Source organism: Bradyrhizobium sp. SHOUNA76 (genome assembly GCF_023006445.1).
Taxonomy (GTDB): Bacteria; Pseudomonadota; Alphaproteobacteria; order Rhizobiales; family Xanthobacteraceae; genus Bradyrhizobium.
Map to the genome: position 1 here is coordinate 1 of NZ_JALBHA010000155.1, position 11,981 is coordinate 11,981.

Consider the following 11,981-nt stretch of genomic DNA (forward strand, 5'->3'; position numbering starts at 1 on the left):
CGCGACGGTGCCGGACGAGACGGCCTCGCCGACCGCCGCGAACGAGCGCGGACGCAGCACATCGCTATCGACGACCGGGAAGCGCCCCCAGCCGCTGACGAGGGTCATGGTTCAGCTCCTGTGCCGGGCGCGCGCCGCCCTGCCTTGGAAACTGCCTACCGATCAAAAGCTTATTTTGCGTTGAAGGCGTGAGTGAGATCGCCAGGCCCTGTAGCCCGGATGGAGCGAAGCGCAATCCGGCGCCGGCGTCGCTTGTGGCAGGATCCCGGATTGCGCTGCGCTCCATCCGGGCTACGGACCGGTAATCTTAACGACCCAGCGCCAGCGCGATCAGGCCGAGCGTCCCGACGATGACGCGCCACCAGGCGAACACCACGAAGCCATGCCGGGTGACGTATTCCAGGAACGTCTTGACCACGATGATCGCGGTGATGAACGACACCACGAAGCCAATCGCGACGATGCCCATGTGGTCCATCGTCATCTCGGACCGGTTCTTGTAGAAATCGTAGGCGAACGCGCCGATCATGGTGGGGATGGCGAGGAAGAACGAGAACTCCGCCGCCGCGCGCTTGTCGGCGCCCAGGAACATCGCGGCGACGATGCTGGCGCCGGAACGCGACACGCCCGGGATCATCGCTACGCATTGCGCGATGCCGATATAGAGATACATCAGCAGCGGAAACCGGGTGGCGTCATGCTCGCGCGGCTTGAGGTCTAGCTTGTCGACCCAGAGCAGGATGGCGCCGCCGACGATCAGCGTGAAGCACACCACCCAGGGATTGAACAGCACGCTCTTGATGTATTTGCCGGCAACGAGGCCGACGATCACGGCGGGCAGGAACGCCACCAGCACGCCGATCACGAAGCGGCGCGCATAAGCATCGCCCGTGAAGAAGCCGATCACGACATCCCACAGCTTCTTGAAGTAAAGTCCGACGATCGCGAGGATCGCACCTAACTGGATCAGAACCGTAAACGAATCCCAGAAGGCGCCTTCACCAAGATGGAAGAAGCGTTCCGCAAGCAAGAGGTGGCCGGTCGAGGACACGGGAAGGAACTCGGTCACACCCTCGATGATGCCGAGGATCACTGCCCGTATTGCATCTGACATATTTACGGTCCATTTCGGCTGGAAAAGCGGGGCCCTTCTCGCCTATTCGCCCCCATGCCGCAATCGCAAAATGCGAAATCACGCCCTTGCTTCGCGGTTTTGAAGGACTAGTGTGGCGCCGCACAAACATTGATGGATTCTTAAGCACCATCAAATAGTCAAAGGCTTCATGTTTACGCTGTTTCATCATCCGTTCTGTCCGCATTCGCGCTTCATCCGCCTGATCGCGGGCGAATACGGGCTCGACCTCAAGCTGGTCGAGGAGCGCAGCTGGGAACGGCGCGAGGCGTTTCTGTTGCTCAATGCAGCAGGCACGACGCCCGTGATGGTCGACGACGAGCAGCCCCCGATCCCGGGCGCGGCGATCATCGCCGAGTATGTCGACGAGGCCTATGGTGCCGAGATGGGACCCAAGCGCCTGATGCCGGAAACGATCTCCGAGCGCGTCGAGGTGCGCCGGCTGATGGCCTGGTTCAACGAAAAGTTCTTCGAGGAGGTCTCGCACCCGCTGGTGACGGAGCGCATCTACAAGCGCTTCATGAGCGAGGAGAACGGCGGCGGGCCACCTTCGGCCGACGTGATGCGCGCCGCCAAGGCCAATGTGCGCTATCATCTGGCCTATATCGGCTGGCTGGCGCAGACGCGTAATTTCCTCGCCGGCGACCGGCTCACTTACGCGGACCTCGCCGCCGCGGCGCATCTCTCGGCGATCGACTATCTGGGCGACGTGCCATGGAGCGAGGACGACGCAGCAAAGGCGTGGTACGCGCGGGTGAAGTCCCGTCCGTCGTTCCGTCCGCTCCTCAGCGAATGGCTGGCCGGCGTGCCGGCGTCGCGGACCTACGTGGACCTGGATTTCTGAGCTCCGATCCGACTGAACTGAAAACGGCGCTTGCGCGCGAAGCGCGTGCGCTCGGCTTCGATTGCATCGGCGTCACCGCACCCGGCACAATCGAGAACGCCGGAAAATACTTCCTCGAATTCATCGCCTCGGGCGGTCACGGCGACATGGACTGGCTCGCCGCTCAGCCGGAGCGCCGCGTCGATCCGCGCGGGCTGTGGAGCGACGTGCGCAGTGTGGTCATGCTCGGCGTCAATTACGGTCCCGACCAGGATCCACTCGCGATCCTCGAACAGCGCACGCGCGCGGCGATCTCGGTCTATGCGCAAGGCGACGACTATCACGACCTCATCAAGAAGCGGCTGAAGGCGCTGGCGCGTTGGCTGGTGGCGACCGCGCCATCGGACGTGAAGGTGTTCGTCGACACCGCGGCAGTGATGGAGAAGCCCTTAGCGCAAACCGCGCGTCTCGGCTGGCAGGGCAAGCACACCAACCTCGTCTCGCGCGAATTCGGCTCGTGGCTGTTCCTCGGCGCGATCTACACCACGCTGGAGCTGCCGCGCGACGACGCCGAGATCGATCATTGCGGCTCGTGCCAGGCCTGCCTCGACATCTGCCCGACCGCTGCGTTTCCCGCGCCCTACAAGCTCGATGCGCGCCGCTGCATCTCGTACCTGACCATCGAGAACAAGGGGCCGATCCCGCGCGAGTTTCGCAAAGCCATCGGCAACCGCATCTACGGCTGCGACGACTGCCTTGCGGCGTGTCCCTGGAACAAGTTCGCGCAGGAAGGACGCGAGGCCAAGCTTGCCGCGCGCGACGAATTGCGCGCGCCTGAACTTGCGGAGCTGGCACGGCTCGACGACGCCGCGTTTCGCGCGCTGTTCACGAAATCGCCGGTCAAGCGCATCGGCCGCGACCGCTTTTTGCGGAACGTGCTGATTGCGATCGGCAATTCCGGCGATGCGACGCTGGCTGAAGAGGCGCGGCGATTGCTCGATGATGCGAGCCCGCTGGTGCGCGGGGCCGCAGTGTGGGCGCTGGGGCAGTTGATGTCGCGGGAGGCGTTCGAGGCGCTTAGCGTAAACGCCATTGCCAGTGAGCACGACGAAAGCGTTCGTGAGGAGTGGCAGGCCGCCTCCTAATGCTCGGTGTCATGCCCCGGCTTGAACGGGGCATCCAGTACGCCGCGGCTTCTCGGCTCTCCCACTGCCGTCTCTGGAATACTGGATCGCCCGATCAAGACCGGGCGATGACAGCGATTGTTGTGGCGACGACATTCGCTCTCACCACCCTTGATTTTCCCACTCATTCCCGCAATCTCGCGCATCATGACAAACATGCCTTTCTTCACCCGTGACGGCGACACATTCCATCCGACGGAAGTGGCCAACGGTCCGTGGGATCCGACATCACTGCACGGGCGCGTCATCATCGGCCTGCTCGGCTTCGCCATCGAGGAGCGCTATTCCGGGCCTGAATTCGTGCCGGCGCGGCTCACCGTCGACATGTTTCGGCTGCCGACCATCGACAAGCCGATCGAGGTGACGACACGCCTGGTGCGCGACGGAATGCGCATCCGCGTGGTGGAAGCGGAGCTCGTCTCCGGCGGCGTCAGCATGGCGCGCGCCTCGTGCCAGCTGTTGCGGCGGACGCAAAATCCGGACGGCAACGTCTGGTCGCCGCCGAACTGGGACGCGCCGAAGCCGGCCGATATTCCCAAACCCACCGATCCCCGGCTCGGCATGAACGGCAAATGGACGACGCGGCCGATCGTCGGCCATATGGGCTCGCTCGGTCCGCGCCGGCTCTGGATGAGCGAGGTGCGCGAACTCGTTGCGGGCGCGCCGATGACGCCGTTCGTCCATGTCGCCACCGGCGCCGATTTCGCCAGCCCGTTTGCGAATGCCGGCGACAAGGGGCTTGGCTACATCAACAGCGACGTGACGATCTATCTGCATCGTCTGCCGGTGACGAGCTGGATCGGCTTCGAGGTGGTGAATCATCACGCCACCGACGGCGTCGCGATCGGCGAATGCTGGCTCTACGACGAACAGGGTCCGATCGGCACCGCGACGGTGGCGGCGCTGGCACAGCGCAAGCCGCTCGTGAATCCGTCGAAGCGGTAGCGGCGCGACAACGCTCTCCATTCGTCATTCCGGGGCTCGCGCCAAGAGGCGCGCCCCGGAATGACGAATGGAGAAGCTACTTCAAATGTCGCTGCATCTCCGGCCGCGCCTTCAGCTCGGCGCCCTGCTTGGCGACGATCTTCGCAATCCGTTCCGGTGCAAACTTCAGATCGACGAACGCCGGCGCGGTGTTGGCGACCTCGTGATAGCCCACGATCTGGCCGTCACGCAGCGTCATGATCGCCACACCCTCGAACATCGCCCGCGCGCCGTTTGCTTCCGGCAGGGTTGATTTGTAGCTGAAGGTGTAGCGCGCATAGAGCGTGGTGTCGTCGGTGACGGGGTCATGCATGTCCCAGCGGAAATCGGTCGCCGTGCGATAGAACCAGTCGTCGATCAGTTCCGCGATCTTCGCGCGGCCAGCGAAGGCGCCGTAGAAGACGTCGTGATAGACGCCGTCCTCGGTGAACAGTTCGGCAAACGCGCGGCCGTTGCGCTGCTCGACCGCATCGCAGAACGCGCGCAGCATCGCGGTGGTGGTCATTGGCGTTTCTCCTTCCTCATGCTCAGTCATGCCCCGGCTTGACCATAGGCTTGACCGGGGCATCCGGTACGCCTTCGCGGACGATGACATCGAATTCTTGGCGAGCAATTTCACCCGATCTCCGCCACCGCGGCAAGAATGCGCGCGATGTCCTGCGGGCGGGAGAGGCGGTGATCGCCGTCCTGGATCATGGTCAGCACGACATCGTCTGCCGGCAGGCGGTGCGTCAGCGCGAAGGCATGCTGCCAGGGCACGTCGGGATCCTGCGCGCCTTGCAGGATGCGGACGGGGCAGCCGAGATCGATGGCGCTGCCGAGCACGAGATGATTGCGCCCCTCCTCGATCAGGTTCCGCGTGATCGGATAGGGCGAGCCGTCGCCATAGTCCGACGGCCTCATCCAGACGCCCTTGGTCTCGATCTCCTGCTTCACCGCGGACGAAAAATTCTTCCACATCAGCTCTTCGGTGAAATCCGGCGCCGGCGCGATCAGGACGAGACCGGCCAGCGACGCCTTGGCCTGTTGTTTCACTTGCCGCTTCTTGATCTCGCGCGCGAGCAGCAGCGCCATCCAGCCGCCCATGGACGAGCCGATCAGGACCTGCGGGCCCTCGCAGAAGCGCTCGAACACCGCCACGCTCTCCTGCAGCCAGCGGCCGATGGTTCCATCAGCGAAATCGCCGCCGGATTCGCCGTGGCCGGAATAGTCGAACCGGACCATTGCGCGGCCATGATCCCGGGCCCAGCCGTCCAGCGCCAGGGCCTTGCTGCCCTGCATGTCCGACTTGAATCCGCCGAGCCAGAGCAGCCCGGGCCCTTGCCCGGGCCGGCTGCGTACCGCGATCCTGCGTGCTGACGTGCCCTCGCCCACGTCGATGGAGCTAGGCACGGCCTCGGGAATTGCATGGGTCATGGAACGTTTCCCCTGGCTGCACGGTTTGAGCTGTCCGGTCGTATTCCGCAGCGCCGGATACCGGCATTGCCCCTTTGGGACGCTTGCGGAACGGAAGCAAGGTGTCTATGTCCGTCAGCGTGCCCAGGCGTGGCCGAAATACCTCGCATTTGAGTGTTTTTCGATCGCGCTCCGAGCGAATTGCTTGCCGGCCAACACATCTTCCTGCAAAATAGCAGCCTCTTTCACAACTTTGGAGAACCACCCATTCGCCGTCCCAATAAAGCCCCGCCCGTCGCCAGCAAAGATGGGCCGCGCATCAATGATGATATTCGCAATGCGCAGATCCAGCTGATCGATCAGGCCGGTGACAACAAAGGCACGGTCGAGACTGTTGCGGCCATCCGCATGGCCCAGGAGGCCGGCATGGATCTGGTCGAGATCTCGCCGAACGTCAGCCCTCCCGTCTGCAAGATCATGGACTACGGGAAGTATAAGTATTCCGCCCAGAAAAAAGCCGCCGAAGCCCGCAAGCGGCAGAAGATCGTCGAGATCAAGGAGATCAAGCTCCGCCCGATGATCGACGACCACGATTACGACGTGAAGATGCGCGCGATGCAGCGGTTCTTCGAAGAGGGCGACAAGGTCAAGATCACGCTGCGCTATCGCGGCCGCGAAATGGCGCATCAGGAGATCGGCACCAAGCTGCTCGACAAGATCAAGACCGACGTCGCCGAGCTCGCCAAGGTCGAGCAGGACGCGCGGTTCGAGGGCCGTCAGGTCGTCATGGTGCTGGCGCCGCGCTGACGCCGGTTTGTCAGGACTGATAATTCAACGGCCCGTCCGGATTTCCGGCGGGCCGTTTTGTTTGTGCGGGGGTGCACGCCGCGAGCGTTGCTGCACCCTCGCCCGCTTGCGGGAGAGGGTGGCGCGAAGCGCCGGGTGAGGGCTGTCTCCTCTGCAAGACTATCCCGTTGCGGAGACACCCTCTCCCCAACCCTCCCCCGCAAGCGGGGGAGGGAGCGCACCGCCTTCTTGGCGATAGTCAGGTCCGCGTTGCCTGCCAGGTGCCGCTGCACTGGTCTCCGGAAATGATTCCCTTCCACGACCCGGTGCCGCTCACGCGGGCGAGCCGGCCGCCTCCGCTGGCATGGGACGCACCAACCGAGACCTGGACCGCGACTGCGCCGCTGCGATTGACCCTGCCGGAGACCCGGCCCCCGCCGGCGGACGAGACCCGGCTGCCGGTCACGGCGAACGGGACGCTGTAACCGGAGCTGCAATTGCCCCGTGTGGTGGCGAAGGTGACATTCCAGACGCCGTCATAGCTGCCGACGCGGGCATCGGCAGTCGACGGCAGCGCAGCTGTTGCGAGCACGGCGAACAGCGCCAGTTGGCGCGGGCGGACGAAATCGGTCATAGACGAAAGCAACTGGGAAAAATGGGCCATTTTGGTCCTGCTCCGGGCGACAGACTTGGACATGAGGGCAGCAATTCCGGATAGTCGCCGGGCAGGTTCCACCGGTTCATCGTTGCCAATTGGCTCGTCCTCTGCCATAAGCCCAGCCTTCATCGCCCGGCTGATTAAGGGCTGCCGTGGCGGTGTTTCGTGCGGGTTTCGCGCTTGTTCGTAAAACCTGAGCACAATCAACGCTCTAACGAGCATTTTTGACGGCCAGCCGCCTTCGCGGGCGGATCTCTGTGGCCATTAGGAGAGCCAAATGCCCAAGCTGAAGACCAAATCGGGCGCTAAAAAGCGCTTCAAGGTGACTGCCACCGGCAAAGTGATGCACGCCCAGCGCGGCAAGCGTCACGGCATGATCAAGCGGACGAAGAAGCAGATCCGTCAGCTCCGCGGCACCCGCGTGCTGTTCAAAACCGACGGCGACAACGTCAAGAAGTACTTCTTGCCGAACGCCTGATCGCGTCCGCGATCACTGCCATCTCGCGCCGCATTCGCGCGGCGATCCGAAACCGAAGTCATCTCTGAAGGATATTTGTCATGTCTCGCGTCAAACGCGGTGTGACCGCCCACGCCAAGCACAAGAAAGTCTACAAGGCCGCCAAGGGCTTCTATGGCCGCCGCAAGAACACCATCCGCGCCGCCAAGCCGGCCGTGGAGAAGGCCCAGCAATACGCCTTCCGCGACCGCAAGCGTAAGAAGCGCACATTCCGCGCGCTCTGGATTCAGCGCATCAACGCTGCCGTCCGTCCCTTCGGCCTGACCTACAGCCGATTTATCGACGGCATGGCCAAGTCCGGGATCACCGTGGACCGCAAGGTGCTGTCGGATCTCGCGGTCCACGAGCCCGCCGCGTTCCAGGCGATCGCCGAGAAGGCCAAGGCCGCGCTCGCCGCCTGAGCCGTGCGACGCTAGCGGCCGGCTCCGCCGGCCTTCAGAGCGCGTTGCGAGTAGCGCTGGGCGACCTCCGCCCGGCAGAAGGCCGTGGCCGAGATATACATGGTACCGGACTTGTTCCGGTACTTCTGGTCGCAGATCCGCAACTCGCGCTGGTACCTGAGCTTCTGTGGCGGCCCCAGCTGGCCGCTGAAATCGGCCTCGCACTTCTTCTCGACCGCCTCACCGAACTGCACGTCGCCGCTGGCGCCGTATGCGCAGGCCTCGAACAGCTTCATGGCACGGTCGCAGCTCGGCGCCGCGTTCAGGGCCACGACGATGTCATCCATCGACGTGGATTTGGCCTGGCATTCTTCGGCGAGCGCCGCGCCTCCCAGAATGCCTTCCAACAGAACCAGGGCCAGGCCGGCCACGCAGGATCTCAAACGCATCAGTCTTCTCCTTCGCGTTCAGGTTGGTGCCAGCCATGCCTTGACGGTTCAAATGCCCCGCATTTACGACCTCCATTCGGCTTGACGTTCCGCCCCGGCTGCGGCCACAACCCGGCAGCCTTTTGCAAGTTTGAGGGATCCGACCGTGTCCGACCTCGCCAGTCTCGTTCAATCCATCCTCGCGCAGATCAGTGCTGCCGGCGACGAAGCGGCCCTCGAAGCCGTGCGTGTTGCCTCGCTCGGCAAGAAGGGCTCGATCTCAGCCTTGCTCGCGACGCTCGGCAAGATGTCGCCGGACGAGCGCAAGACTCAGGGCGCCGCGATCAACCAGGCCAAGGACGAGGTCACCCAGGCGCTCGCCGCGCGCCGCGACGTCCTGAAATCGGCGGCGCTCGATGCGCGGCTGGCATCGGAGACCATCGACGTCACCCTGCCGCTGCGCGACGCGCCGAATGAAGCCGGCCGCATCCACCCGCTGAGCCAGGTCTGGGACGAGCTGACCACGATATTCGCCGACATGGGCTTCTCGGTCGCCGAAGGCCCCGACATCGAGACCGACGATTACAACTTCACCAAGCTGAACTTCCCCGAAGGCCATCCCGCGCGCGAGATGCACGACACTTTCTTCTTCCATCCGAAGGAAGACGGCTCGCGCATGCTGCTGCGAACCCACACCTCGCCGGTGCAGGTGCGCACCATGCTGAGCCAGAAGCCGCCGATCCGCGTGATCTGTCCGGGCCGCACCTATCGCATCGATTCGGACGCGACCCACACGCCGCAATTCCACCAGGTCGAAGGTCTCGTCATCGACAAGCACTCGCATCTCGGCCATCTCAAATGGATCCTGCACGAGTTCTGCAAGGCGTTCTTCGAGGTCGACCACATCAACATGCGCTTCCGCCCCTCGTTCTTCCCGTTCACCGAGCCGTCGCTGGAAGTCGATATCCAGTGCCGCCGCGACAAGGGCGAGATCCGCTTCGGCGAGGGCGAGGACTGGCTCGAGATTCTCGGCTGCGGCATGGTGCATCCGAACGTGCTGCGCGCCTGCGGCATCGATCCCGACGAGTACCAGGGCTTTGCCTGGGGCATGGGCATCGATCGCATCGCCATGCTGAAATACGGCATCGCCGACCTGCGCCAGCTGTTCGACAGCGACGTCCGCTGGCTGTCCCATTACGGCTTCAAGCCGCTCGAAGTGCCAACGCTTGCCGGAGGGCTGAGCTCGTGATGGCTTGCTGGGATACGGTTGCTCCAGCCACGCCGACGCTCGGACTCGCGCCAGCGAAGGCTCTCTCCGTTCCCTCCCCCCTTGTGGGGGAGGGTCAGGGAGGGGGGTAGCCGCGGATGCCGCACGCAGTCGTCAGCGAGCGTCAGCGCAGCCGAGCGAGGCAGCTTCGCCGCACGATGACGCGCGCCGAAACGCTGCTGTGGCGTTACCTCAAAGCCAATCACATGGATGGCATCGGATTTCGTCGTCAAACTCCGATCGGCAATTATATCGCTGACTTCGTTTGTTTCGCTTCAAAGCTCGTCATCGAGGTCGACGGAGAATCTCACGATTTCGAAGAGCGTCAGAGGATGGACCAGCGTCGCGATGCGTTCTTCGCATCCGAGGGCTTTCAAACTCTGCGTTTCACCAATGAGCAGGTGATGTCAAACTTGGAAGGCGTTGTTGAGGCGATCCGCCAGGCAGCTTCTGTCGGCGCCCGCGGCTCACCCCCCTCCCTAACCCTCCCCCACAAGGGGGGAGGGAACCCTGACACCGACCAAATCAACTCAGTAAACACTCTCAAGACCCGAGGCACACAGCCATGAAATTCACCCTCTCCTGGCTGAAGGATCATCTCGAGACCGACGAGCCGCTGGACAAGCTCGCCGAGAAGCTCACCATGATCGGGCTCGAGGTCGAGAACATCGAGGACAAGGCGAAGGCGCTGAAGCCTTTCACCATTGCAAAGGTGATCTCGGCCGAGCAGCATCCGAATGCGGATCGCCTGCGCGTCTGCATGGTCGACACCGGTGACGGTGGCGCGCCGGTGCAGGTGGTGTGCGGCGCGCCGAATGCGCGTGCGGGTCTCGTCAGCGTGTTCTCGCCGCCTGGCACTTATATTCCCGGCAAGGACATCACGCTCGGTGTCGGCACCATCCGCGGCGTCGAAAGCCGCGGCATGCTGTGTTCGGCGGCCGAATTGCAGATTTCCAACGACCATGACGGCATCATGGAATTGCCGGCGGACGCGCCGCTCGGCGCGGGCTATGCCGAATGGGCCGCGCTCGGCGATCCCGTGGTTGAGATCAATTTGACGCCGAACCGGCAGGACTGCACCGGCGTGCACGGTATCGCGCGCGACCTTGCCGCGGCCGACATGGGCAAGTTTAAGGATCCCACGATCAAGCCGATCAAGGGTGAATTTCCGTGCCCGGTGAAGGTCACGGTCGAGGATTCCACGCTGTGCCCGGGCTTCGCGCTTCGCCTCGTGCGCGGCGTGAAGAACAAGCCGTCGCCGGAATGGCTGCAGAAGCGGCTGACCGCAATCGGGCTGCGTCCGATCAACGCGCTTGTCGACATCACCAACTTCATGACCTACGACCGCGCGCGTCCGCTGCACGTGTTCGACGCGAAGAAGGTGAAGGGCAATCTCATCGTGCGGCGCGCGCGCGACGGCGAGACGCTGCTCGCGCTCGATGGCCGCAGCTACAATCTCGATCCCGCCATTTGCGTGATCGCGGACGAGCACGGCGTCGAATCGCTCGCCGGCATCATGGGCGGCGAGGCCTCGGGCTGCGACGATGATACCACCGACGTGCTGATCGAATCGGCGCTGTGGAACGAGATCAACATCGCGCAGACCGGGCGCAAGCTTGGCATCAATTCCGATGCGCGCTACCGCTTCGAGCGCGGCGTCGATCCGGCCTTCATGGTGCCGGGGCTCGAGCTCGCGACCAAGCTGGTGATGGAGATGTGCGGCGGCGCGCCGTCCGAGTCCGTCGTGGTCGGCAAGGCTTTTGGCGACGACCGCGTGATCGATTTTCCGGTCACGGAAGTGAAGCGCCTGTCCGGCATCGAAGTGCCGCAAGCCGAGATGAAGCGTATCCTGACCCATCTCGGCTTCATGATGGCGGGCCCGGGCCCCGTCGTGAAGGTCGCGGTACCATCCTGGCGCTCGGACGTGCACGGCAAGGCCGACATCGTCGAGGAGATCGTCCGCATCTTCGGCGTCGACAAGGTGCCGATGACGCCGTTCGAACGCGGCGAGGACGCGCGCAAACCGGTGCTGACGCCGCTTCAGCTGCGCACCCGCCGCGCCAGGCGCGCGCTCGCAAGCCGCGGCATCATCGAAGCGGTGACCTGGTCCTTCATCACGAAGTCTGCGGCGCAATTGTTCGGCGGCGGGCAGCGCGAGCTCGAAGTCGCCAACCCGATCGCATCTGATCTCTCCGACATGCGCCCGACCCTGCTCGCGGGCCTGGTCGCGGCGACGCAGGCCAATGCCGATCGCGGCTTTGGCGATGTCGCGCTGTTCGAGGTCGGCCAGGTCTTCAAAGGCGATCGCCCGCAGGATCAGTTCATGGCGGCGAGCGGCGTTCGCCGCGGCTTTGCCGCCTCGGAAGGGCTGGGGCGGCACTGGTCGGGCTCGGCAGAGGCCGATGTGTTGTTCGTCTTGTAGGTTTA

The 11,981-nt window shown here is 63.9% G+C and carries 13 protein-coding genes and 1 pseudogene; 9 read left to right on the top strand and 5 right to left on the bottom strand.

Annotation, left to right across the window (positions count from 1 at the left end):
- Positions 1 to 307: 307 nt before the first annotated feature.
- A complete protein-coding gene (locus MOV74_RS17800) occupies positions 308 to 1,114 on the bottom strand; it encodes an undecaprenyl-diphosphate phosphatase (protein ID WP_246925019.1) in 807 nt (268 codons plus the stop codon).
- Between the two features lie 169 nt (positions 1,115 to 1,283).
- Here MOV74_RS17800 and MOV74_RS17805 point away from each other — a divergent pair, with 169 nt between their 5' ends.
- The 3 genes from MOV74_RS17805 to MOV74_RS17815 all read left to right on the top strand — a co-directional run bounded on the left by MOV74_RS17805 (position 1,284) and on the right by MOV74_RS17815 (position 4,084).
- Positions 1,284 to 1,976: a glutathione S-transferase family protein gene (locus MOV74_RS17805; RefSeq protein WP_246925022.1), complete on the top strand. Its 693-nt coding sequence runs from the start codon at positions 1,284 to 1,286 to the stop codon at positions 1,974 to 1,976.
- A complete protein-coding gene (gene queG, locus MOV74_RS17810) occupies positions 1,925 to 3,100 on the top strand; it encodes a tRNA epoxyqueuosine(34) reductase QueG (RefSeq protein WP_246925024.1) in 1,176 nt (391 codons plus the stop codon). Before MOV74_RS17805 ends, queG begins: the two co-directional genes overlap by 52 nt.
- Positions 3,101 to 3,286: 186 nt before the next feature.
- Positions 3,287 to 4,084 (top strand): acyl-CoA thioesterase domain-containing protein, encoded by a 798-nt coding sequence (locus MOV74_RS17815; RefSeq protein WP_246925026.1) that lies wholly within the window; start codon positions 3,287 to 3,289, stop codon positions 4,082 to 4,084.
- A 76-nt stretch (positions 4,085 to 4,160) separates the two neighbouring features.
- Here the strand turns inward: MOV74_RS17815 and MOV74_RS17820 are convergent, their stop codons facing one another.
- Together MOV74_RS17820 and MOV74_RS17825 are read right to left on the bottom strand one after the other, a co-directional pair.
- A complete protein-coding gene (locus MOV74_RS17820) occupies positions 4,161 to 4,628 on the bottom strand; it encodes a nuclear transport factor 2 family protein (protein WP_246925027.1) in 468 nt (155 codons plus the stop codon).
- 110 nt (positions 4,629 to 4,738) lie between these two features.
- Positions 4,739 to 5,539, bottom strand: a complete 801-nt coding sequence (locus MOV74_RS17825; RefSeq protein ID WP_246925029.1) for a carboxylesterase — start codon at positions 5,537 to 5,539, stop codon at positions 4,739 to 4,741.
- A 246-nt stretch (positions 5,540 to 5,785) separates the two neighbouring features.
- Here MOV74_RS17825 and infC point away from each other — a divergent pair, with 246 nt between their 5' ends.
- Positions 5,786 to 6,325, top strand: a complete 540-nt coding sequence (gene infC / locus MOV74_RS17830; protein ID WP_091962567.1) for a translation initiation factor IF-3 — start codon at positions 5,786 to 5,788, stop codon at positions 6,323 to 6,325.
- 238 nt (positions 6,326 to 6,563) lie between these two features.
- Here infC and MOV74_RS17835 read toward each other — a convergent pair whose 3' ends face one another.
- Positions 6,564 to 6,968 (bottom strand): hypothetical protein, encoded by a 405-nt coding sequence (locus MOV74_RS17835; RefSeq protein ID WP_246925031.1) that lies wholly within the window; start codon positions 6,966 to 6,968, stop codon positions 6,564 to 6,566.
- A 271-nt stretch (positions 6,969 to 7,239) separates the two neighbouring features.
- Between MOV74_RS17835 and rpmI the strand changes: the two genes are divergently transcribed.
- Positions 7,240 to 7,440 (top strand): 50S ribosomal protein L35, encoded by a 201-nt coding sequence (gene rpmI, locus MOV74_RS17840; RefSeq protein WP_008539890.1) that lies wholly within the window; start codon positions 7,240 to 7,242, stop codon positions 7,438 to 7,440.
- Between the two features lie 80 nt (positions 7,441 to 7,520).
- The gene (rplT, locus tag MOV74_RS17845; RefSeq protein WP_063198836.1) at positions 7,521 to 7,880 is read left to right on the top strand and encodes a 50S ribosomal protein L20; all 360 of its coding nucleotides are present in this window, start codon (positions 7,521 to 7,523) and stop codon (positions 7,878 to 7,880) included.
- 11 nt (positions 7,881 to 7,891) lie between these two features.
- Here rplT and MOV74_RS17850 read toward each other — a convergent pair whose 3' ends face one another.
- Positions 7,892 to 8,308: a hypothetical protein gene (locus MOV74_RS17850; RefSeq protein ID WP_246925035.1), complete on the bottom strand. Its 417-nt coding sequence runs from the start codon at positions 8,306 to 8,308 to the stop codon at positions 7,892 to 7,894.
- A gap of 145 nt (positions 8,309 to 8,453) precedes the next feature.
- Here MOV74_RS17850 and pheS point away from each other — a divergent pair, with 145 nt between their 5' ends.
- From pheS to pheT, 3 genes and pseudogenes are all read left to right on the top strand, one after another.
- Positions 8,454 to 9,536 (top strand): phenylalanine--tRNA ligase subunit alpha, encoded by a 1,083-nt coding sequence (pheS, locus tag MOV74_RS17855; protein WP_246925038.1) that lies wholly within the window; start codon positions 8,454 to 8,456, stop codon positions 9,534 to 9,536.
- A 116-nt stretch (positions 9,537 to 9,652) separates the two neighbouring features.
- On the top strand, positions 9,653 to 10,123 hold the full coding sequence (locus tag MOV74_RS17860) for an endonuclease domain-containing protein (RefSeq protein ID WP_246925041.1): 471 nt from the start codon (positions 9,653 to 9,655) through the stop codon (positions 10,121 to 10,123).
- Positions 10,120 to 11,964 (top strand): annotated as a pseudogene (pheT, locus tag MOV74_RS17865) (phenylalanine--tRNA ligase subunit beta); the annotation flags it as partial. The gene MOV74_RS17860 and the pseudogene pheT, both read left to right, overlap by 4 nt.
- Positions 11,965 to 11,981 lie beyond the last annotated feature (17 nt).

Excerpts from the sequence above, each read along its gene's own strand:
- MOV74_RS17800 (WP_246925019.1), bottom strand. The coding sequence starts at position 1,114 with ATGTCAGATGCAATACGGGCAGTGATCCTCGGCATCATCGAGGGTGTG.
- MOV74_RS17805 (WP_246925022.1), top strand. The coding sequence starts at position 1,284 with ATGTTTACGCTGTTTCATCATCCGTTCTGTCCGCATTCGCGCTTCATC.
- queG (WP_246925024.1), top strand. The coding sequence starts at position 1,925 with ATGGCTGGCCGGCGTGCCGGCGTCGCGGACCTACGTGGACCTGGATTT.
- MOV74_RS17815 (WP_246925026.1), top strand. The coding sequence starts at position 3,287 with ATGACAAACATGCCTTTCTTCACCCGTGACGGCGACACATTCCATCCG.
- MOV74_RS17820 (WP_246925027.1), bottom strand. The coding sequence starts at position 4,628 with ATGACCACCACCGCGATGCTGCGCGCGTTCTGCGATGCGGTCGAGCAG.
- MOV74_RS17825 (WP_246925029.1), bottom strand. The coding sequence starts at position 5,539 with ATGACCCATGCAATTCCCGAGGCCGTGCCTAGCTCCATCGACGTGGGC.
- MOV74_RS17835 (WP_246925031.1), bottom strand. The coding sequence starts at position 6,968 with ATGGCCCATTTTTCCCAGTTGCTTTCGTCTATGACCGATTTCGTCCGC.
- rpmI (WP_008539890.1), top strand. The coding sequence starts at position 7,240 with ATGCCCAAGCTGAAGACCAAATCGGGCGCTAAAAAGCGCTTCAAGGTG.
- rplT (WP_063198836.1), top strand. The coding sequence starts at position 7,521 with ATGTCTCGCGTCAAACGCGGTGTGACCGCCCACGCCAAGCACAAGAAA.
- MOV74_RS17850 (WP_246925035.1), bottom strand. The coding sequence starts at position 8,308 with ATGCGTTTGAGATCCTGCGTGGCCGGCCTGGCCCTGGTTCTGTTGGAA.
- MOV74_RS17860 (WP_246925041.1), top strand. The coding sequence starts at position 9,653 with ATGCCGCACGCAGTCGTCAGCGAGCGTCAGCGCAGCCGAGCGAGGCAG.